The following is a 21,205-nucleotide window of genomic DNA, read 5'->3' as shown; positions in this document are numbered from 1 at the left end:
GTCGACTAATCCTTTTTGTGTTTAACTTTGTCATATTTTAAGATGCGGGTAAACATATTTCTTGTTATGTCGTTCCATCCACTTGAGGTCACTATAATGATTAAATGACTAGTTGATTAAAACCAGTCTTCTTTGATTTCAGAGTCATCACTAGAACTTGCTCCAGTGACAGATTCACCTGCATGTAACACAATCGTTTCGGTCTGTGCTACAGCTTCGTCGACCCATGCAGTCAGATGACTCATCGTTGCCTCAATTTTATCCACAATGCGGAGATTAGGATTCGTCGTTGGCGATTTTGGCACAAACAGGGTACAGCAGTCCTCATAAGGCAAAATGGAGATATCGTACGTTCCAATTTGCTTGGACAGCGTAATAATTTCTTGTTTGTCCATCATAACTAGCGGTCGCAGCAAAGGCAGATCCGTTGCACGTCCAATCACGTTCATGCTGGGAAGTGTCTGACTGGCCACCTGACCTAGGCTATCGCCTGTAATCAATGCAAGCGCCCGTTCACGTTCAGCTAGTTTGGTTGCAATCCGTAACATAGAGCGCCGCATCAGCGTAATGATTAAGTTGTCCTGTCCGAGCTGCGTGAATGCCGTTTGTATCTCGGTAAACGGAACAAGATGCAGCTTAATCGTTCCCGCATGATCTGCGAGTGCACGGGCAAGGTCGATAACTTTCTCCTTGGCACGCTGGCTTGTGAATGGATAGCTGTAGAAGTGTACACATTCTACTTCGAGTCCACGACGCATGGAAGACCAAGCCGCTACAGGACTATCGATACCACCGGACAACAGAAGCATAGCTTTTCCGTTTGTACCTAATGGGAATCCTCCTACAGCAGGTATTACCTCATTGAAAATATAAGTACCCTGCTCACGAATCTCTACGCGCAGCTCGATATCCGGCTCACGCACATCCACGCTAAGATCCTGAAAGGTTCTGAGAATGGGCGATCCCACCATATGGTTCATCTCATGCGAAGAATGAGGGAACTCTTTCCATACACGGCGAGCATTTACTTTGAAAGTCATACCGCCTTCGAACTCGTGCTTTCTCTCCTCCATAAAAGCAACCGAAGTCTCCACAATGGCATCCCGCTCAGAAGGAGTCACTTTAACAGGACTAATCGACATCACGCCGAAAACCCTTTTTAATACCTGGATCAGATCTGTATAAGATTCATTACCAAGATCTACATACAGGCGACCAAACTCTTTTCGCAAACTCGCACTTGGGTAAGGCTTGAGCAAGGAACGCACTTGAGTAATGATCGTTTTCTCGAAACGTGCACGATTTTTTCCTTTTAACATAAATTCTCCAAAACGGAGAAGTAACATATCGTATTTCATCTGACTTTACATCCGCCTTTCCAACGGGCGCAATTGCGCCATCATCTGATGTATAGCCTGCTTCAGCAGGGTCACATCTTCTTCTGTATGTTCATCACCAAGACTAATGCGTAATCCTCCAGCTGCACAAGCCGCATCTTTGCCCATCGCAAGCAGTACACGACTTGGTTCAGCAGAACGGGAAGAACATGCTGACTGGGTCGATACCGTAACCCCGAGCTGCTCCAATGTATGAAGCACCACTTCGGCTTTCATGCCAGGATATGAGAAATGAATAATATGAGGTGCTCCCTGTTGATCGCTATTCAGCACTAGACCCGGAATTTCCTTAATAAACGCCATGATCTGGTCACGATACACCGTCACTCGATCAGCAAATTGGGGTTGATGCTCTACAGCAAGACGTATCGCCTTCGCCATACCTACGAGCAGAGCTACATTTTCCGTCCCTGCTCTCATCCCGTTCTCCTGTGAACCCCCGGATAATAGTGGAGTCAGTTCAATCCCACTACGCACGTACAAGAGTCCAGCTCCTTTAGGGCCACGAAATTTATGAGCAGATAAGCTATACAGGTCGGCGTACCAAGAAACAGGCTTAGCCTCCAGCTTTCCAACGCCCTGCACACCGTCTACATGAAACAAAACACGGGGAGCTTCACTCTTGAGACGTTTACCGATCTCAGCAATCGGGTGAATAGCACCTGTCTCATTGTTGACATGCATTAAGCTTACAAGGACAGTATCCGGTCTTAACGCTTCGATAACCTGCTGTGCGGTAACCCTCCCAAGTGAGTCCACAGGAATCCATGTGACGTCCCATCCCCACTGTTGCAATTGGAGGAAGCTCTCATACACTGATGCATGTTCGGTAGCCGTAGTAATGATGTGTTTGCCTCGTGATTGGTAGCGTAATGCCGCCCCCTTAATCGCGAGATTGTTGCTTTCCGTTGCACCCGAGGTGAAAATGATCTCTTCAGGCTTAACCCCAATTGCTGTAGCACAACCAGCTCTTGCTCGCCGTAATAGTTGGTGTGCCCGCTCACCATAGCCATGAATGGATGAAGGATTACCATACTGAGCCTCCATCACTTCAGTTATGGTTCGTACGACATCTGGATCTGGAGGCGTCGTCGCTGCATAATCAAAATATTTCAAAACGAGGTTAAACCTCCTTATCATGTGCATTCAAACTTCATGATTGTACAGTGAGCATTGTAACACGATACCGCTCCAACACAAAAAGACCAAACAGAAACAGGTAAAAACGCCCCTTCAAGTTCCTGAATTGATCTTTTGGCTGGACTCACTGTATATGCATTTCATTCAAAGTTACAGCGTATATTTCGCTTGTGCTTTCTCTACCTTTGCGATATATGCTTGCGTCTCGGTAGGCAGAAGCTTCAGTGCATTCATCAGTTCAGTGTCATTGGATACGCCCAAGCGTGATACACGTCCAGGTCCTGCATTGTACGCGGCGAGAGCCATCTTCACTTCTCCACCAAAACGTTGAAGCTGAAGAGAAAGATACTTCGTTCCCCCATCAATATTCTGCGCAGGGTCGAATGAATTGCTTACTCCGAGTCCAGCAGCCGTTCCGTCCATCAATTGCATTAAGCCTTTGGCTCCTGCTGAGGAAACAACGTTTGGATTAAAATTGGATTCTGTATCGATAACCGCCTTGATTAAAGACTCAGGCACGCCATACTTGGCACTCGCTGCCGCAATTAAGGAATCATAATCGGTAGGTACAGTCTCTTCCCCATTCGTTGACACTGCATCCAACAGAGACGAAAGAGATACGGATGGACTGCTGCTTGTGGAGGCAGTTAAAAGTGTACCCGAATCTGAACTGTATTGGCTGCCCAATTGTAACCATAATAATCCGTCATTGGATCGTTTGGACAAACCTAGAGATGCTGAAGATGCATCGCTACTGCTTGTTCCACGGTTTCCAGTGCCTAATAGCCCGTCCATCATATTAGCAAAATCTACAGAGGAATTGGCCGCTCCGGCTGACCCGCTGGATGGATTGGCAACGTTGGACAATTGCAATTCAAGCAACTGCCGTGACCCATTGGGATCAATCTGCATGTGTATATCCACTCCCGTAATTCAAAACTATATTCTGCCTTTATTCTACATCGTTTTACATGAATCTGCCATCATTTTCAAAAAAATAAACACAGATATACTCTCTTTTGCACATAGACGAAAAAAACCTTCTCCATTCCCCGAATAGGGAACAGAAAAGGTCATCATATTAAAGTACTGTGTTCGTTTAAAGAAGCTGCAAGAGGGATGACCCTCCGCGCTTACCGAGCGAAAGGAATCATGAAGAAATAACTGAGTGTAGCTACAATGCCTAGCCCCATAGACCATGCACCTGCCGTTTTACGGCCATTTACAAAAGCATAATAACCGAGTACAGCAGCGACGGGTCCAAGCACGATAGACCACATGAATAATGATGCAATCCCTGAGGCCAATCCAACATAACCTGCAACCCTGCCTGTAGACTCCATCACTGCATCTGCCTCGTGATTTTCCTGCGTACTTACTGGACGTTCAGAACGCTCGGTACGCACAGCCGTTGGAGGAGCAACCTCAGCACCGTATTCTTCCCGATGTTCACGTCTCGGATAATCAACGCGTTCACGAGACTTCTTGTCCTCAGATTCAGAGCGCTTAAGCAGAAGATCTTTATAATCATTTTTCATTACTAAGCACCTCCATTAAGAATGGGAATGACTGCTCATTTGGGTTTGAACGTGTGACAGCATGTGGCAGAGGATGTTCGTGCATGATCGTGATGATCGGAATCAAACGTTTCTCCAGCGAATTCCTCATGTAGGCGGCGGGTAGCATGCTGATCGATATCAATCATGATGGCATCCGCCTGACAGAAGTTATTCTCGCCCCAGTAGTTACAGTTAGAGACACTGCATTTAACGATTGGCTTTTCTTGACTCATTATTTATCACCTCGCACCTATTGTCTCCACGGTAATAATCAGCTATTCCCGTTCTAAATGTCAGATGATGACATGAATTCCCCTCTCGCAGCTATTTAGTGAGAACGCAAAAAAACCGCCAAAATCGGCGGTTTCATTCATTGATATAGTAAGTCTACATGTAGTCTACGCTTAGGCGTGGTTACGTTGATTCTGCATCCGACGCTGAGTCAAGTAATCACTCTCATAGAAAGCCAAGTCGTCGCGCAATTCTTCATACGTTTTGGAAATCTCAAGAATGACGTCACGCACTGCACGGATAGGCTTGTCACGGAAACGAATTGCATCTTGCCCTGTGTAAGCATATCTGCCGTCTTCAGAGTAACATTCATTTTTGGGATAGAAAAAGCTATTTACACTTTGGTGGTACGTATTATAAAGCGCCTTTTCCGCAAAATCGACATCGAAATTAGCACGACGCAGCACAACGCCAAGTTTTTCGTAAGAAACTTCAGAAAAAACAAGCAGATGACGGAGATCCGAAAGAAATCCTTTGTAGAACGTAGTTGATTCTTCCGTCTGATTCTGATCCAGTTCAGGCAAAGCATTTTCGTTCAAAAATTGTTCAATCCGGTCGATAGCAGGTTTTAACTTTTCCCTAGTTGACTCACAAATTTTCTGTACATTGGCTGCTGACATAAAGGTAGCTCCCCCTTAAATAAGTCCTTACATATAGGTAGGTCGGGCGGTGAATTTCACCTGACCTTCAATTCTCAGGTACTATCCTACCATAAAAAGCTGACGAGCGGTATCCCATAATCCAACAGGTGTCTTCAAGTGTTCGACGATCTTATTTGCAAAATGCTACGCATGGTCTATATCTGCATAAAAATATCTACTTTTCCTAACGATAGAACTATGCACGGACAACGATGAGGCCTGAGCACGGTTCAGATTATTGTCCCAATTACAGAGGAGGTTATCATCTCGATGTCTAAACCAAAATGGATTAACTGGGTTATTGCCGCAGGTGTAGGAACGCTTGCTCTAACCCTGCTACTACCAACATCCAATCGCACGCTGCCAGAGCATAGTGCATTACCTGATGCTCCTCACGTGGAGCAAGGAAATAAACAGCGCCTGAAAGTTCAAGACGTGAAAGCTACGGATCTCCTCACCCGAATGGATGCGAAACAGCATCTAAGCACCATGTTAGAGAAAACCTCCAGCATGTCAGATTCAGAATTGCGTAAGTATGTGCAAGACCTTCAACAATCTCACAAACACATCCATTCTCTCATGTTCATGGACAATACATCAGGTTCACAGCGCCATCAGTTCGGCCAAGACCTGCCAAAAGGAAGTAAATTGGAGCAACAACGCTTCGATCATTCTCTTAGCCTAGCCAAAAAAGCCGTTATGAAACGTCAAAGCTTCGAGTCTTCTTCATTTGCCATGGGTAAAGAAAAGTATTTTGTGTTAGGTCAGCCTTCCAAGGATGGCAAGCAAGCTGTCATCGCTTTATTCAGCCAAAACGTGCTTAACGCGGTGGAACAGCATCAACGTAAAAATCTACGTATGATCCCTTACCCTCGGGAAGGCAAATTCAAAATTGAATCGGTGCATCCAGATACCTTAAACGAAATTACGGTCAAAACAGGACATGACAACGCAAATGCCAGCCATTTTTATGAAAATGAAATCGTAATTCGTTTCCGACAGGAGCCGGGCGAACGTGACATGCGCATCATTAAATCTGACTTACGAACACAGTCTGCTCGCAAATTGGGATACACGTATGTTTTCCGGTCAGAACATATGAATTATGAACAGCTGCATTCCTATTTTGAGCGTAAATGGAATCCACTTTATATGGAACCCCACTACATGTATTTAACCAATGAGACACTGACTGAAAAGGACAATTCGGCTGAGGTCACCGTTCCTAATGATATTTTGTTTACCGATTACCAATGGAACCTGCCTGCAATTGAAACCAACCGAGGGTGGAATATTTCAAAAGGGAACAAGGATGTTATTGTTGCCGTGGTGGATACTGGGGTAGACATCAATCACCCTGATCTCAAAGGAAAGCTGCTTAAGGGATACAATGTGATCGACCCTGCGAGTCAACCTCTCGATGATGTCGGTCATGGTACGCACGTTGCTGGAATTATCGGAGCGATTGTTAACAACAATGAGGGTGTAGCAGGAATGAGCTGGTACAATAATGTACTTCCAGTAAAAGTTCTGGATAGCTCGGGTTCAGGCACGACTTATGCTGTTGCTGAAGGGATTATCTGGGCAGCAGACCATGGAGCCAAGGTCATTAACATGAGCTTGGGAAACTATGCAGATGCTCAGTTTCTTCATGATGCAATCAAATATGCGTTTGACCGCGATATTGTACTGATTGCCGCTACAGGCAACGATAATACAGAACGTCCTGGATATCCGGCTGCCTATCCCGAAGTATTCGCCGTATCTGCTACTGACCCTGATATGAATAAAGCATCCTACTCCAACTATGGCGACTACGTTGATGTTATGGCACCAGGCACCAGCATTGCGAGCACCTATCCTGACAACCAGTATGCTGCATTGTCGGGAACATCCATGGCCAGTCCCCACGTGGCCGCACTTGCAGGATTAATTCGTTCGATCAACCCTGACTTAACGAATACCGAAGTGATGGATCTCATGCGTCAGAGCGTGATTGATCTCGGCGATCCTGGACACGATAAATATTATGGATACGGTCAAGTGGATGTCTACAAAGCGCTTCAAGCCGCATCGAGCAATAGTGCTCCTCTGCAATTCTGGCCACAACATGTGAGACAGCAAATGGACAATACGATGAAGAAATATACGAAGTAGTGTTTATTTATGTTCGACAACAACAAAAGCAGCTGCGCCCCCGGGCGTATGCTGCTTTTTGATATGGTATCAAATTATCATTCCCGGGGGCTTAGGCTGCGCTTAACGTTTACGTGAAGTTGTACGGGATTTGCTTGATTTTTTGGCGGATTTTTTCTTGCCATTGTGGCTAGATACATAACCTGTTTCTTCTTCTCTTATAACGACTGGGTACATATGGTGAGGGATCGGCACACAGTGGTGCTTCTTGATAACCTCAATCGGATGAATTACAGGTACGATTTGTGGAATGTAGTAGTCTTGCACAACCTGGATAGGATCACAGACAATCGGGCAAACCGGTGGACAGAAATGGTTCATTTCAAAACCAACTCCCTTTCAAGTGATACTATAACGTATTGCATTAGGACGAAAGTGGATTGGATGTATGTCCATTTTTGAGAAATTAAATAAGCGGGAGCCTGTCCGCAGCCGCCCCTCCCTTAAGCGGGGCTTCGTTTGCGATCACATTACATAAGACACGCAGACCTTCACACAATCGTTCCATGTCCGTCACCGTAAAACAAATTCGCAAATTTGAAGTGTCCGGTTCCCCCACATAACAAGCCGAACCAGGCAAAAAGGAAACGCCTGCAGCCAGCGCGTGTCTATGTAGTTCACGCATATCTATACCATCGGGCAGTTGCAGCCACAGGTTCAACCCTCCGTCCGGTAAGACCCAGAACATCCCTGGTGGTGCATGCGCTTCTAAGACAGCCGATGCTGCGCTCAATCTAGTGTACAGCTCATCTCGAAGCTGGCGGATATACGCGCTATACTGATGCTGAATGAAGGATTGCAACGCTTTTTGAGTTAATAGAGGACTGCCTAGATCTGCGGTAGATTTCGCAGCCACCAGCCGCGTAAGAACACTTCCATCTGCGATAGCACAGGCCACACGGCAGCCTGGTGATAATACTTTACTGAACGTTTTGAGGTATACGACATGCCCGGTTAGATCCATTGACTTAATGGAGGCTGGAGGCGGGTCGCGGAAATAAAGATCAGAGAACGGATCATCCTCCAGAATGAGGCAATGGTAGCTCTGAGCCAAATTCAGCAACTGCGCTCGCCTTTGAGCACTCATCGTGATCCCTGTGGGATTATGAAACGTTGGAATGGTATAGATTAACTTCGGCGGATGGGTATCGCATAACCGGGTCAACAGATCGATGCGCATCCCCTCGTCATCCATTGGTACGGTAATAATTTTGGCGCCTCTGCTCGTAAATACATCGATGGCTCCCGTATACGTCGGGGCTTCCATGTAAACCACATCACCAGGTCCTACAAACGTTCGAGCCACCAAATCAATTCCCTGTTGCGTGCCGCTAGTAATTAACATGCGCTCAGGCATTACCTGGGAACCTCTCTCTGCAAAATGATCTGCAAACGTCTGGCGAAGCTCACGATCTCCTTGGAACGAACCATACGCAGCCATCCGTTCCGGATGATCTGAGGAGAGACGATAAGCACTCTCAATAATCTCTCGTGTAGGCAACAATTCAGGCTGAATAGCAGACATATGGAGCTCATACCGCACTTGTGGAGAAGTATCGAAGTGTCGCCAAAGCTGAGCCCGAGGTAAATAATCAACCAATGCCATCTGCCAGTTCCACGGTGTATTTTTCTCCCCGTTTCCTTGCACTGGATACATCTTATCTATATTTCCGCTTCTCTCGGACTCCTGCACTCCCCGCACATAACAACCTTTGCCTTGAGAACACGTAATTAATTGAATCGCTTCAAGCTCCGCATATGCTTTGGACACCGTCACTAAACTTACACCAAGGTCTGAGGTAAGCTTTCGGACGGATGGCAGACGGGTTCCTGGTTCAATAAGCCCAGATCGGATACGATCTGCAAGAGTAAGTGCAATCTGTATGTACAATTTGGTACGACTTCCCCGCTTCAGTTCGATATGCATTGTTCCCCGTCCTCCCAACTGTTATGATCTACATTTTACTGTTATACAGTTTCGGTCTATTATAGAATATAACATTACTATAAGTTCGTGTTCAAAGGTTCGTTTTTAGTACGAAGACGATGGAAAAAGCTGCAAAACGAACTTTATGAAGCACCTCTATAACAGTGAATAACAGGAGATGAGAACACAATGAATATCCCTTGGTCTAAAATGGCACTAAACACACCGTCCTCTGTCGTTCGCGACATGTTGCAGGCAGCGCAGGCTCCGGGCATGATTTCATTAGCTGGAGGTTTACCCGCACAATCATCATTCCCTCTGGAAGCGATTCGTGTCGCTTATGAAAAAGTATTTGCGTCCGGAGCATCCGCTCTTCAATATGCAGAAACGGAAGGATATCGTCCACTTCGCGCCAAAATCGCGGAGCGCCTCGAATCCAAAGGCATACCTGCTTCTCCAGATCATATGCTGCTGACTACAGGATCTCAGCAATCCATTGATCTTGTATGTCGCATCCTGCTTGATCCAGGTGATTGCGTACTGGTTGAATCACCAACCTATCTGGCTGCGCTTCAAGTGATTCATTCCTACCAGGCGATATCGCACGGTGTAAGCTGTGATGACGAAGGAATGCTACCTGAATCATTAGAAGAACTGCTTCAATTGCATCGACCAAAATTGGTCTACATCAACCCAACCTTCTCCAATCCTTCGGGTAAAGTGTGGAGCCGTGAAAGACGTCAGAAAGCGGTGGATCTTTGCCGGAAATACGGCGTCCTGATTCTGGAAGATGACCCGTATGGCGAAATTCGTTTTAACCCGGAAGAGCTGGACGCGCCCGCACTTACTGAATTGGACGCTGCTTATGAAGGGCCTTCCAACGTGATCTATACCAGTACCTTCTCCAAAACGGTTGCTCCTGGACTTCGTACAGGCTGGATCCTGGCTGCACCGGATATTGTTAAAATCGCAGCAAGAGCTAAACAGGGTGCGGATCTGCACTCTAGCAGTATTGACCAAAGAGCGCTTCATGCCCTGATGGAGACGTTTGATCTCGATGAGCATATTCGTGGAATTTCCGCTGATTATAAACAGCGCATGGAGAAAATGACTGAGCTGATGACGAAAAAGGCATGGGAAGGCATCTCGTGGAATTCACCACAAGGGGGAATGTTCCTCTGGCTCGAATTACCTGAATCGATGTCTGCCAGCAATCTGTTCACTTACGGCATTCAGGAAAAAGTATGTATCGTTCCTGGTGATTCCTTCTACGCAGGCACGCCTGAGTTGAACCGGATGCGGATTAACTTTACTCATACCGATCCAGAACTACTCCCTGAGGCTGTAGAACGTATGGATCGTGCCATTAAACGCTGGCATGCTTCAGTACAATCCGATGCTACAGTGACCATGTAATTTTTGATAATCGCAGTTATATTGCAATATAACTGCGATTATTGCTTACTTTATCAATAGCAAATAAATATGGCGTCAGATTCCGTATAGATCGGATTCTGACGCCATCTTTGTTTATAACACTAAAATTACGCTATGTTCATCATGAGAATCACCATTCACATGAATGAATTCCAAATGATTAGCTGTTGTTACAGTTAGGAAAGCTTACCGTAAGCCGGGTTCTGTGCTCTTCGTGGTTCATACGGGAACTACCCTCCCACCACAAGCGACAATCATCTATCTAGGCCATACATTGCTGCACAGCTCAAGCGACCAACCTAGACACACCTCGGGCTAAGGCTGCCTCCTCCAAAGAGTCGACTGTGTCCCATTAGGTCTTGCTCCAGATGGGGTTTACCAGGAACGAAGTCACCAGCGTTCCTCGGGGTCTCTTACACCTCGGTTCCATCCTTGCCTGTGCCGGAAAATCCGGCCATCGGCGGTCCATTTCTGTGGCACTATCCTTCAACTCGCGCTGACTGGACGTTATCCAGCATCCTGCCCTGTGGAGCCCGGACTTTCCTCTCGTGGCAACAAGGCCACCAGCGATTGTCTGTCAAGCTTTCCGAAACAACATTACATAGTATACAAGGATTTCAGTTTACAAACAAGCTTAATATTAATGGAAGCATTGGGAACAGGCACGTTTAGAGGAAACGGAATACTTCTGTATTTACCTCTGATGCTGTTACCTGTGTTTCATAACGTTTATGGTCTAAGCGCTCCCGTAGCCAATCGGCTGTTTTTGGCTTCATAATTTTCTCGGCATTATGTCCAACATCAATGATACACATGCCTGCCATTAACGCATCGTGAGCCGTATGATAATCAATATCCCCAGTTACGATGACATCTGCTCCTTTGAAACGTGCCGTAAGTGTATAACGGCTACCTGAGCCACCAAGAACAGCCGCTTTTTTCACTTTACGGTTCAAGTCTCCTACCACTCGGACGTGAGACACGTTCAGTTGGGTCTTCACGACGTCTACTAGCTCACCGAGTGTCATTGATTGCTTGAGTGGTCCTAAGCGCCCCAGACCAAGCGTACGCCCTTTTAAATCCATAGGATATAGATCGTATGCCACTTCTTCATACGGATGTGCCTTCAACATTGCTTGTATAACTTGACTGCGCAGACTTTGTGGCACAATCGTCTCGATGCGCATTTCCTCTACACGTTCCATCTGCCCCTGTGTACCAATAAAAGGCTGCGTGCCTTCTCCAGGTACAAATGTACCTGTGCCTTCCGTATTGAAGCTACACTTGTTATACTGTCCAATGCTGCCAGCACCAGCTTCTAGAATAGCGTTCAACACTTGTTCATGATGTGTACGAGGAACGAATACCGCAAGCTTGAGAAGATGATCCGTATGTACATCTTCCAGTGACTCTCTGCTATCGATTCCGATCGCTTCTGCCATCCAATCGTTCATACCGCCCTCTGCTACGTCTAGGTTCGTATGACTGATGTACACAGCAATATCATGCTTAATCAGCTTTTCGTACAGTTTTCCCATAGGTGTATCGGTTGTTAGTGATTTGACTGGACGGAATATAATGGCATGATGCGCAATTATGAGATTGGCTCCTATGCGAATCGCTTCCTCGACCACTTCATCAGTGACATCCAATGCAACAAGAACGTGTTTAATTTCTTTTTGTAGACTTCCCAGCTGCAGACCGATCCGGTCATCAGGTACAGCTAAATGTTTGGGAGCCAGCTGCTCCATCAATTGAATTACCGTTTGACCTTTGGCAAACATGCCAATACCTCCTTCAAATTCGCAATCAATCGTTCAACATCCGAAGCCTTCTCTCGAGCAGATTCTTGATCGGATTTCATGATCGACTGTACTACGCCCTGCAGCTTAACGATTTCACTTTCCCATTTGGCGAAAAATACGTCTGTTGGTTGATCGACCAGATATGGCCCCATGCGAAGCAAAATTTCCTCCGTCAACTCTACACCATTTGTGAGGGGACGAGGCTTGTATACTTCTTCATTCGCAATAGGACTACTCGCTTGTGGCATAGCCGTGATAATTTCGTAGATCTTCCCATCTTCCTCGAGCAGTTTCTCCGCCACGACCACCCAGTTGTGAGCTAGAAGCCAACGTCTCAAGATATCCTCGCCTACGTTGGGTTGCAGTACAAGCAGGCTAACCCCTTCTAACTTGGAGAGACCTCGATCCAGAATGGACGCAATTAATGCTCCACCCATACCAGCAATTGTAATCACGTCCACTTCACCGGGCTCGATTACATCAAGACCGTCCCCGCGACGAACCGTAATTTTCTCTTGCAGACCTGCGTCACTCACTTGTTTCCGCGCTGCTTCATAAGGTCCGGGATTCACTTCACCAGCGATTGCGCTGACAACGTTACCGCTACGAACAGCTGCTACAGGTAACAACGCATGGTCTGAACCAATATCCGCTAAACGGCTTCCCTTCGGAATTTGTACATGTATTTGCTCTAAACGATTCGAAAGTTTCATGACACACCTACACCATTCATTTAATTTATTGATTTGCATTGAACAACGAAAAGCGATAAAATAAAATCCAATCAAACATTTCAAGGATGAATTACCAAAACCAAGAAATTAAGACGTTCAATTTAAAAATAAAGGAGACCCCGCAGCCGCGTTAGCGTCTTGCGGAAAGTCTCCCAAAGTGTTGTTATTCGAGGAAATCCTTGAGTCGTTTACTGCGACTCGGGTGACGCAACTTACGAAGAGCTTTGGCTTCGATCTGACGAATCCGCTCACGCGTAACGCCAAATACTTTGCCGACTTCTTCGAGTGTTCTCGTCCGTCCATCATCGAGACCGAAGCGTAGACGTAGTACATTTTCTTCCCGTTCAGTCAATGTATCCAGAACATCCTCAAGTTGCTCTTTCAACAGTTCATACGCGGCAGCATCAGCAGGAGCCAATGCCTCCTGATCCTCGATGAAGTCACCCAGATGGGAATCATCTTCCTCACCGATTGGTGTTTCAAGGGAAACCGGTTCTTGTGCAATCTTCGTAATTTCACGCACTTTCTCAACACTCAGATCCATTTCAGCAGCGATCTCTTCTGGTGTTGGTTCACGCCCAAGCTCTTGCAGTAGCTGACGGGATACCCGGATCAGCTTATTAATCGTTTCTACCATGTGTACAGGGATACGAATTGTCCGTGCTTGGTCAGCAATGGCACGAGTAATCGCTTGGCGAATCCACCATGTCGCGTACGTACTGAACTTGTAACCTTTTTTGTGGTCGAACTTCTCAACCGCTTTGATCAGACCCATGTTACCTTCTTGAATCAGATCGAGGAACAACATGCCGCGTCCAACATAACGTTTAGCTATGCTGACAACGAGTCGCAAGTTGGCTTCAGCCAAACGGCGCTTCGCTTCCTCGTCCCCATTCTCAATCCGTTTAGCGAGTTCTACCTCATCGTCTGCGGACAATAGCGGGACACGACCAATTTCTTTGAGATACATACGGACAGGGTCATTGATTTTGATGCCTGGAGGCAAGCTCAGATCATCATCAAAGTGGAACTCATCGCCCTCTTCTCTGTTGTTGTTTTCCGAATCCTCGCTCGGACGAAGTGTTACCTCTTCATTATTCTCGTTAACAACATCAATGCCGAGATCGCTCAATTGCTCATAGAACTCATCCATTTGCTCTACATCCTGCTCAAACGGGGAGAGTTTTTCAATAATTTCCTTGTAATTTAGCGAAGCTCTTTTCTTACCTGATTCAATCAATTGATCTTTAACCTGATCCAGCGTCAATTCTGTCTCTAGTTCAGTATGCTGATCATTCGCCATAATTCGACTCCCTCCTCCCTAGAAACATCCAACACTCAGACGTTCACTGTCTCTCTAGGGCAATCATTTCAATTGCAATTTGTGCCGCACGTACTGAATCACCTGCACGCTCTGCAGCAATCATTTCTTCTTTCTTCAAGTCGTACTCTTTCTTACGCGGATACTTCAGCACTTCTCTGATGCAATCGTCGAGTACTTGAACACTCCATTCACCAGGACCATCCATCATCGAGATTGAACTGACTGTCTTCTCAAGGCGGTCATCATGCAGCGAAGACATGAAGCGGCTCGTATCCGGCGGTTTGCCTTGCGCATAGTAGGCATATAGATAAGCAGCAATAGCTGCATGATCATCCAAGTTAAAAGCTTCACCAAGATGCTCGTTAACGTACTGTGCAGCCTCGTCGTCCTGAAGCATCCAGGCGAGTAGCTTACGCTCAGCAGAGTGATAAGCCGGCAACAGATTAGGTGTAGGCAGCTGCCTATTTTGTTGCCTACCATTATTCCACCTTTTCGAATTATTATCCCCAAACTGCTCGTTATTTTTCATGGCTTCTCGCTCTTCGTTGCACTCCTGCTTCAATGTTTCAAAAGAAACATCGACTTCTGCAGCAAGCTCACGAAGGTAAACTTCCCGTTCTGTTGGGGAAGGCAAAGGCGCAATGAGTTTCACAGCTTCCTTTGAATAAGCGATTTGTCCGCCACCTTCTAGCAGTATATGGTTTTTCTTAAGGTTTATAAGCTTAAATTTTGTTGTCGTTACGGCACCATCTATAATCTGATTCCGGAATCGTTCGCCACCATGCTTGCGGATGAAATCATCCGGGTCAAGCCCTTCGGGAATGAGTGCTACCTTAACTTGCAGCCCTGCTTCCTCAAGAATAGGGAAGTTTTTGAGCGCCGCAGCCTGTCCAGCTCGATCGCCGTCATAACAGATAATAACCTCATCGCACATGCCTTTCAGCATTAAAGCCTGATTCTCGGTAAGTGCGGTTCCCATAGCTGCTATACCGTTCTGAATGTCTTGATCCCAAGCGGAGATAACGTCACCGTATCCTTCGAATAGTATGGCTTGCCTTTGTTTACGAATTGCATTCTTGGCATGATGCAGATTGTAGAGCACTCGGCTTTTGTTAAACAACCGGGTTTCCGGAGAGTTAAGATACTTAGGCTGTCCGTCTCCCAAAATGCGACCCGCAAATGCAATTGGCTTACCGCTCCTGCCATTAATCGGGAACATGACTCTGTCACGGAATCGATCGACATAACCTTGACCTTCGTTTCTCTGTGACAGAAGACCACCCTTTTCCATCTCTTCAAGCGGAAAATTGCGTTTCTCCAAAAATTGAACCACGGTATCCCAGCGATTAGGTGCATAACCAATCTGGAAATGGTCAATCAGCTTGTCATTAAAGCCCCGTGAGCGTAAATAATCCATAGCCGCTTTGCCATGCTCTGTATTTTTCAATAAGAAGTGATACAGCTTCGCGGTAAGCTCGTATGCCTCCAGCAGACGCTCAGTCTCCGGATTCACATGAGCAGATTCACGCCCTTGCCAGTCACCCATAGAAATATGGCTTTCTTCTGCCATCGTCTTAACAGCCTCGGGAAAGGATAACCCTTCGATTTCCATCCTAAATTTGATGGCATTTCCACCCGTGCCGCAGCCGTAGCAATAGAAAATTTGTTTCTCTGGTGTAACTGTAAACGAAGGCGTCTTCTCAGAATGAAAAGGGCAGAGGCCTTTCATATATTTCCCCTGTTTGGTCAGATGCACAAATCGGCTCACCGTATCGACAATATCATTCTGCTGTAACACCGATTCAATAATACTTTCGGGTATACCGCCTTGTCCGGTACTCATCTCTGGCCACCTTCATCTCTTTAGCACGTAAATATAATTCGATAAACTTACACATTCTCCTGCAAATCTTTTAAAAGTTTTGTCAGTTTATGTTGAAATATTTGACGATCCTGCTCTGTGAAAGGCTTTGGCCCTTTCCCATAGTGACCTCTTTTTCGTGCTTTAGCCGCAGTGTGGCGGGAATCAAGCATGAAATCAATGTCACGATCGTTAAACTCACGACCACGAAATGATAAAACATAACAACGCTTGCCTAAAGCGAGCGCAGCCAAACCATAATCCTGTGTAATGACCACATCGCAAGGCTTAATATGATTAGCAATATATAGGTCAGCGCTTTGGTCACTACGATCTACCTGCACCGTTCGTATCCCTTCTCCACCTTGAAGCAGATGGTCAAAAGAAGAAACCAGCAGCACAGGGATTTTGAAACGGCGAGCCGTTTCCGCAATCTCGGCCTTAACCGGGCAAGCATCGCCATCCACAACAATGTGGCGTACATTCAACTCACTCAATCCCAGACCACCCAGCTTCATAAAGTTCGCATGTTGTCATCATGTCTAGATGCAAAATGCACAAAATAAACTGCATATTGTTATATACGACCTTAGTTAGGCGAAATCCTTCTGACGAGTCAACGTAATTCAAAGGCTAAAATACGGAACAGGTGTCTAAAATAAATTTCACAACCCGTTCCGTATATTTATACCCTGTTATATCCCGCTTTAATACTGAAATTGCGCTTTGTCTCTGAACCACTTGGTCTAAGCGGTCAGAAGAAGAATTACCACACTAATTTAGAGAAATCAGCGAATTGTTTCAGGTCACGATCAATCGTGGCAAGTAGCGCCAAACGGTTAGCACGAATCGCTTCATCTTCGGACATTACCATAACGGAATCGAAGAATATGGTAATTGCCTCTTTCCATGCAGAAGCAATCGCAAGTGCCTCAGCAGTCGCATGTTTAGACAACGCTTGGTTGTACTCTTCGCTCGTTTTGCTCCAAGCTTCATGCAGCTGGCGCTCTCCTTCTTCTACGAACAATTCAGGATGTACGGAAGCATTAGATGCTTTGGCAGCCAAATTCCCCACACGGTTGAACGATTCGACCGTTGTTTTGAATGCATCTCCGGTTTGAACAGCCGCCATCAACGCTTCACCCTTAGGAACAATAGCACTAATATCATCGAAGCCAGAAGAGATCACTGCATCAACTACGTCGTATCTTACCGTCTCGGACAGCAATTTTTTCACACGAAGTCCAAAGAAGTCCTGCAAGTCTTTACGTACTTCTTCGTCTGCACGTTTCAACAGGTTCATCTGAGCGTGTACTTCAAGTGCAACTCCGAATACGTCTGACAATGTCAATGGAAGCTGATGATCGAGCAAAATCTGCACGATTCCTGCAGCCTGACGACGAAGTGCGTACGGATCTTGTGAACCTGTAGGGATGATGTTGATGGAGAAACAACCTACAATCGTGTCCATTTTGTCCGCAGCGCTCACAATCGCACCAATTAGGGAAGCCGGGGATTGATCTCCAGCAAAACGTGGCTGATAGTGTTCAAATACGGCTTTGGCCACATCTTCTTTTTCGTTAGCTTTGCGTGCGTAATCCTCACCCATGACACCTTGCAATTCTGGGAACTCACCAACCATCAGGGTAACGAGATCGAATTTGCAGATATCTGCAGCACGGCTAACCGATTCTGCTACAGCATTCGACACCTGAAGCTTAGATGCCAGAGCATCTGCAATTTTGCGAATACGACGAACTTTATCACCAACAGTACCTAGCTCTTCTTGGAACACGATCGTTTCGAGCTTAGAAAGTGCGTCTTTGATCTCTAGCTTTTGATCTTCTTCATAGAAGAATTTTGCATCCGAAAGTCTTGCACGCAATACTTTTTCGTTCCCTTTGGCTATGATCTCAAGTGAATCCGCACCACCATTGCGAACCGTAACGAAATACGGCAGCAATTGTCCCTCACTGTCAAGCACAGGGAAGTAACGTTGGTGCTCTCTCATAGATGTAATCAGAACATCCTGAGGAATATTCAAGAATGAAGAGTCGAATGTACCAAACAGCACGGTTGGCGTCTCAACCAAGAACAGTACTTCTTCAAGAAGATCTTCTTTGATGCCAATACTCCATTTTTTTTCAGCAGCGAGCGCTTCGATTTGGGAGACAATCATCTGTTCACGTTCAGCAATGTCTACAATGACATGCTCAGAACGAAGAGTCTCTACGTAAGAAGAAGCACTACTGATTACGGTATCCTTGCCCAAGAAGCGATGTCCACGAGTAACATTTCCAGACTGCACACCCGCTACTTCAAGCTCAATGACTTCGCTTCCGAACAAAGCAACAATCCAACGAATTGGACGGACAAACTTGAAATCGTAGGAAGCCCAGCGCATGAATTTAGGGAACGTCATCGCATGCAGGATAGACAACAGGCCTTCACCGATTACAGAGGAGGTTTCTACCCCTTTACTGCTCTTCGTAGCATAGATGTACTCCACGCCACTAAGTTCCTTAAACGTGAATTGTTCTGGGTCTACACCCTGGCTACGAGCGAATCCTAAAGCTGCTTTGCTCCAGTTGCCGCTCTCGTCCAGTGCAATTTTACGCGAAGGACCTTTGACTTCTTCCTCCACGTCCTCTTGCTTCTCAGCTACTCCTTGAATCAATACTGCCAATCTGCGTGGCGTTGCATAGGCATTCACTTCACCGTAAGAGATACGAGATGCGTCCAACCATTTCACAACGCGCTCCTGCAACTGCTCAATCGCACCGCGCATGAACCGAGCTGGAACTTCTTCAAGACCAATTTCAAATAATAGATCCTTAGACATGCTCAGCTCCCCCTTTCTTAATCAGCGGGAAGCCAAGCTTCTCACGCTCTTCCATGTATGTGGCAGCCACTTGCCGAGCTAGATTACGAACACGTGTGATGTAACCTGTACGTTCTGTTACACTGATTGCGCCTCGAGCATCCAGCAGATTGAACGTATGCGAACATTTCAGCACATAGTCATATGCAGGAAATACCAAGTTTTGTGCCATTGCTTTATTTGCTTCTTCTTCATGCATGTTGAAAAGCGTAAATAACATTTTCACGTCTGATACTTCAAATGTATATTTAGAATGCTCGAATTCTGGTTGACGGAATACATCACCATAGGTAATGCCTTCAACCCATTCAAGATCAAACACATTTTCTTTATCTTGAATGTAAGAAGCAAGACGCTCCATACCATACGTAATCTCAACAGCAACCGGATTCGTCTCGATTCCGCCTACCTGTTGGAAATACGTAAATTGGGTGATCTCCATACCATCCAGCCATACTTCCCAACCCAAACCTGCGCAACCAAGAGACGGATTCTCCCAGTTGTCTTCAACAAACCGAATATCATGTTTGAGCGGATCAATACCTAGACGTTTCAAGCTCTCCAAATAGATCTCTTGAATATTGTCTGGAGAAGGTTTGATAATGACTTGGAATTGATGATGCTGATACAGACGGTTTGGATTTTCACCGTAACGTCCATCCGATGGGCGACGGGAAGGCTCCACATAAGCTACTTTCCACGGCTCAGGTCCAAGCGAACGCAAAAAGGTCATTGGGTTCATCGTACCTGCCCCTTTTTCCGTATCATACGGCTGGACAATAATGCAGTTGTGCTCAGCCCAGAATTGTTGCAGCGTTAAAATCATCTGCTGAAAATTCATAATCATGCTCCTTTTCAATGGTTTGTTGGCAAGCCTAGAACGGTTTAGACAATAAAAAGCCCCCGTCCTACGCCTGTTGTCCAGACGTAGGGACGAGAGCTATTCCCGCGGTTCCACCCTACTTGGCTCAAGGAGTACAGGATAACCTGCTAAACCTAAGCCCACTTTTCCGTGTCCATTCATGCTCCCGAGTGCCCTTTCATAGACCAATTCATCCGGGCTTCCACCATCCCCGGCTCGCTCTATTATGATATCAGAGCTAATGCCCTAAATCATAAATTATAGAATTCTGTCTACTACTCTCTCGTTCAATGCATGTCTCCAAAAGAGAAATTATAGTCCATCATATATAAAAATAAGAATGAAGTCAAGTTGTATTTCATCACTTCTACAAACAACTCAAATCCCGTACTTCTCCATTTGATCAAGAAAAGAACGGGACTTCAAATTCAAACCTAGTTGGTGATCCATAAACGCGCGCATGATTTTTTTGATCTCAGCTCGGGTTCCTTCGCTTACAGATATGTTACCCAGCCGTTGCAGATCAAACTGTGCGAACAATCTCAGCAATTTCAGCGCCTTAGGGCTTACTGACATGGCAGGCGGATCAAAATGCTTACATGCACGACATAATACGCCCCCAAGTCTAGGACTTACGAACAATTGCTCATCCGGTCGTTCCTGACCACAAGAGATACAATCATCCAGTGCAGGCCCATAACCAGCCGATTGCAAAATTTTCATTTCGTATAAACTAGTCATGACGACTGGATCCTTATCTTCCTTTAATGCTTGGAGACAGGCTTTTAGTTGTTTAAACCAGAAGGTACCTGTCTCCTCATCCTGTAGCACGCGATCAAGCAGCTCACACGCATAAGACGCATATGCAGCTTTGACCAGATCCTCACGCAGCTCATGGTATGACTCAATAATTTCGCCTGCATTCAAGTTTCCCAAACCCGTGTTCCGAAAGTAAACGTACTGACCGAACGTAAACGGCTGCACAAGTGCAGCATGTCGACTTTTGGGCTTTTTGGCACCACGGACAAGTACACCTACTTTTCCGCCGCTTTCGGTGCAAAGCGTAACAATTTTGTTTCCCTCGCCATAGTCCATGCTGCGGATGACAATCCCTTCCACCCTGTATAGCATGCCTCGTCACCTAACCATT

The 21,205-nt window shown here is 46.0% G+C and carries 18 protein-coding genes and 1 other RNA gene; 2 read left to right on the top strand and 17 right to left on the bottom strand.

Going from position 1 to position 21,205, the window contains the following annotated elements; translation table 11 throughout:
* Positions 1 to 116: 116 nt before the first annotated feature.
* The 6 genes from thiI to ASD24_RS12370 all read right to left on the bottom strand — a co-directional run bounded on the left by thiI (position 117) and on the right by ASD24_RS12370 (position 5,007).
* A complete protein-coding gene (gene thiI, locus ASD24_RS12395) occupies positions 117 to 1,358 on the bottom strand; it encodes a tRNA uracil 4-sulfurtransferase ThiI (RefSeq protein WP_056696082.1) in 1,242 nt (413 codons plus the stop codon).
* 6 nt (positions 1,359 to 1,364) lie between these two features.
* Positions 1,365 to 2,513 (bottom strand): cysteine desulfurase family protein, encoded by a 1,149-nt coding sequence (locus ASD24_RS12390; RefSeq protein WP_056696080.1) that lies wholly within the window; start codon positions 2,511 to 2,513, stop codon positions 1,365 to 1,367.
* A gap of 174 nt (positions 2,514 to 2,687) precedes the next feature.
* Positions 2,688 to 3,449 (bottom strand): lytic transglycosylase domain-containing protein, encoded by a 762-nt coding sequence (locus tag ASD24_RS12385; protein ID WP_056696077.1) that lies wholly within the window; start codon positions 3,447 to 3,449, stop codon positions 2,688 to 2,690.
* 221 nt (positions 3,450 to 3,670) lie between these two features.
* Positions 3,671 to 4,075, bottom strand: a complete 405-nt coding sequence (locus tag ASD24_RS12380) for a hypothetical protein (protein WP_056696076.1) — start codon at positions 4,073 to 4,075, stop codon at positions 3,671 to 3,673.
* A 35-nt stretch (positions 4,076 to 4,110) separates the two neighbouring features.
* Positions 4,111 to 4,329 carry a DUF1540 domain-containing protein gene (locus tag ASD24_RS12375; RefSeq protein WP_082560385.1) on the bottom strand — a complete coding sequence of 73 codons (219 nt, stop codon included), beginning with the start codon at positions 4,327 to 4,329 and terminating at the stop codon, positions 4,111 to 4,113.
* A 171-nt stretch (positions 4,330 to 4,500) separates the two neighbouring features.
* A complete protein-coding gene (locus ASD24_RS12370; RefSeq protein WP_056696072.1) occupies positions 4,501 to 5,007 on the bottom strand; it encodes a YpuI family protein in 507 nt (168 codons plus the stop codon).
* 291 nt (positions 5,008 to 5,298) lie between these two features.
* Here ASD24_RS12370 and ASD24_RS12365 point away from each other — a divergent pair, with 291 nt between their 5' ends.
* Positions 5,299 to 7,185: a S8 family peptidase gene (locus tag ASD24_RS12365; protein WP_056696070.1), complete on the top strand. Its 1,887-nt coding sequence runs from the start codon at positions 5,299 to 5,301 to the stop codon at positions 7,183 to 7,185.
* Positions 7,186 to 7,287: 102 nt separating this feature from the next.
* On the opposite strand, the gene ASD24_RS12360 is transcribed toward ASD24_RS12365, so the two are convergent.
* Positions 7,288 to 7,545, bottom strand: a complete 258-nt coding sequence (locus ASD24_RS12360) for a hypothetical protein (RefSeq protein ID WP_056696069.1) — start codon at positions 7,543 to 7,545, stop codon at positions 7,288 to 7,290.
* Between the two features lie 85 nt (positions 7,546 to 7,630).
* Entirely contained in the window at positions 7,631 to 9,151 is a 1,521-nt protein-coding gene (gene pdxR / locus ASD24_RS12355) for a MocR-like pyridoxine biosynthesis transcription factor PdxR (protein WP_056696067.1), read from the bottom strand.
* 189 nt (positions 9,152 to 9,340) lie between these two features.
* Between pdxR and ASD24_RS12350 the strand changes: the two genes are divergently transcribed.
* The gene (locus ASD24_RS12350) at positions 9,341 to 10,567 is read left to right on the top strand and encodes an aminotransferase-like domain-containing protein (protein WP_056696065.1); all 1,227 of its coding nucleotides are present in this window, start codon (positions 9,341 to 9,343) and stop codon (positions 10,565 to 10,567) included.
* Positions 10,568 to 10,765: 198 nt separating this feature from the next.
* Here the strand turns inward: ASD24_RS12350 and rnpB are convergent.
* The 9 genes from rnpB to recO form a co-directional block, all read right to left on the bottom strand.
* An RNA gene (gene rnpB, locus ASD24_RS14690) (RNase P RNA component class A) lies at positions 10,766 to 11,174 on the bottom strand.
* Positions 11,175 to 11,256: 82 nt separating this feature from the next.
* Positions 11,257 to 12,372: a Nif3-like dinuclear metal center hexameric protein gene (locus tag ASD24_RS12345; protein WP_056696063.1), complete on the bottom strand. Its 1,116-nt coding sequence runs from the start codon at positions 12,370 to 12,372 to the stop codon at positions 11,257 to 11,259.
* Positions 12,348 to 13,106 carry a tRNA (adenine(22)-N(1))-methyltransferase gene (locus ASD24_RS12340; protein WP_056696061.1) on the bottom strand — a complete coding sequence of 253 codons (759 nt, stop codon included), beginning with the start codon at positions 13,104 to 13,106 and terminating at the stop codon, positions 12,348 to 12,350. The genes ASD24_RS12345 and ASD24_RS12340 overlap by 25 nt, the downstream gene beginning before the upstream one ends.
* 184 nt (positions 13,107 to 13,290) lie before the next feature.
* On the bottom strand, positions 13,291 to 14,430 hold the full coding sequence (rpoD, locus tag ASD24_RS12335; protein ID WP_056696059.1) for an RNA polymerase sigma factor RpoD: 1,140 nt from the start codon (positions 14,428 to 14,430) through the stop codon (positions 13,291 to 13,293).
* A gap of 43 nt (positions 14,431 to 14,473) precedes the next feature.
* Positions 14,474 to 16,294 carry a DNA primase gene (dnaG, locus tag ASD24_RS12330; RefSeq protein ID WP_056696058.1) on the bottom strand — a complete coding sequence of 607 codons (1,821 nt, stop codon included), beginning with the start codon at positions 16,292 to 16,294 and terminating at the stop codon, positions 14,474 to 14,476.
* A 47-nt stretch (positions 16,295 to 16,341) separates the two neighbouring features.
* A complete protein-coding gene (locus ASD24_RS12325; protein WP_056696055.1) occupies positions 16,342 to 16,830 on the bottom strand; it encodes a YaiI/YqxD family protein in 489 nt (162 codons plus the stop codon).
* Positions 16,831 to 17,078: 248 nt separating this feature from the next.
* Positions 17,079 to 19,154, bottom strand: coding sequence for a glycine--tRNA ligase subunit beta (gene glyS / locus ASD24_RS12320; RefSeq protein ID WP_056696053.1), 2,076 nt, complete (start codon positions 19,152 to 19,154; stop codon positions 17,079 to 17,081).
* Entirely contained in the window at positions 19,147 to 20,034 is an 888-nt protein-coding gene (glyQ, locus tag ASD24_RS12315) for a glycine--tRNA ligase subunit alpha (RefSeq protein WP_056696050.1), read from the bottom strand. Before glyQ ends, glyS begins: the two co-directional genes overlap by 8 nt.
* Before the next feature lie 399 nt (positions 20,035 to 20,433).
* The gene (gene recO, locus ASD24_RS12310) at positions 20,434 to 21,186 is read right to left on the bottom strand and encodes a DNA repair protein RecO (protein ID WP_056696048.1); all 753 of its coding nucleotides are present in this window, start codon (positions 21,184 to 21,186) and stop codon (positions 20,434 to 20,436) included.
* Positions 21,187 to 21,205: the final 19 nt, after the last annotated feature.

Origin of the sequence: Paenibacillus sp. Root52, from assembly GCF_001426865.1 — a bacterium.
In the GTDB taxonomy this organism is placed as follows: domain Bacteria; phylum Bacillota; class Bacilli; order Paenibacillales; family Paenibacillaceae; genus Paenibacillus.
Note: the sequence above shows the minus strand (reverse complement) of the source record. Positions and strands in the feature narration are given on the sequence as shown.

Bases quoted from the DNA above. Each gene is read 5' to 3' on its own strand.
- thiI (WP_056696082.1), bottom strand. From the start codon at position 1,358: ATGAAATACGATATGTTACTTCTCCGTTTTGGAGAATTTATGTTAAAA.
- ASD24_RS12385 (WP_056696077.1), bottom strand. From the start codon at position 3,449: ATGCAGATTGATCCCAATGGGTCACGGCAGTTGCTTGAATTGCAATTG.
- ASD24_RS12380 (WP_056696076.1), bottom strand. From the start codon at position 4,075: ATGAAAAATGATTATAAAGATCTTCTGCTTAAGCGCTCTGAATCTGAG.
- ASD24_RS12375 (WP_082560385.1), bottom strand. From the start codon at position 4,329: ATGAGTCAAGAAAAGCCAATCGTTAAATGCAGTGTCTCTAACTGTAAC.
- ASD24_RS12370 (WP_056696072.1), bottom strand. From the start codon at position 5,007: ATGTCAGCAGCCAATGTACAGAAAATTTGTGAGTCAACTAGGGAAAAG.
- ASD24_RS12365 (WP_056696070.1), top strand. From the start codon at position 5,299: ATGTCTAAACCAAAATGGATTAACTGGGTTATTGCCGCAGGTGTAGGA.
- ASD24_RS12360 (WP_056696069.1), bottom strand. From the start codon at position 7,545: ATGAACCATTTCTGTCCACCGGTTTGCCCGATTGTCTGTGATCCTATC.
- pdxR (WP_056696067.1), bottom strand. From the start codon at position 9,151: ATGCATATCGAACTGAAGCGGGGAAGTCGTACCAAATTGTACATACAG.
- ASD24_RS12350 (WP_056696065.1), top strand. From the start codon at position 9,341: ATGAATATCCCTTGGTCTAAAATGGCACTAAACACACCGTCCTCTGTC.
- ASD24_RS12345 (WP_056696063.1), bottom strand. From the start codon at position 12,372: ATGTTTGCCAAAGGTCAAACGGTAATTCAATTGATGGAGCAGCTGGCT.
- ASD24_RS12340 (WP_056696061.1), bottom strand. From the start codon at position 13,106: ATGAAACTTTCGAATCGTTTAGAGCAAATACATGTACAAATTCCGAAG.
- rpoD (WP_056696059.1), bottom strand. From the start codon at position 14,430: ATGGCGAATGATCAGCATACTGAACTAGAGACAGAATTGACGCTGGAT.
- dnaG (WP_056696058.1), bottom strand. From the start codon at position 16,294: ATGAGTACCGGACAAGGCGGTATACCCGAAAGTATTATTGAATCGGTG.
- ASD24_RS12325 (WP_056696055.1), bottom strand. From the start codon at position 16,830: ATGAAGCTGGGTGGTCTGGGATTGAGTGAGTTGAATGTACGCCACATT.
- glyS (WP_056696053.1), bottom strand. From the start codon at position 19,154: ATGTCTAAGGATCTATTATTTGAAATTGGTCTTGAAGAAGTTCCAGCT.
- glyQ (WP_056696050.1), bottom strand. From the start codon at position 20,034: ATGAATTTTCAGCAGATGATTTTAACGCTGCAACAATTCTGGGCTGAG.
- recO (WP_056696048.1), bottom strand. From the start codon at position 21,186: ATGCTATACAGGGTGGAAGGGATTGTCATCCGCAGCATGGACTATGGC.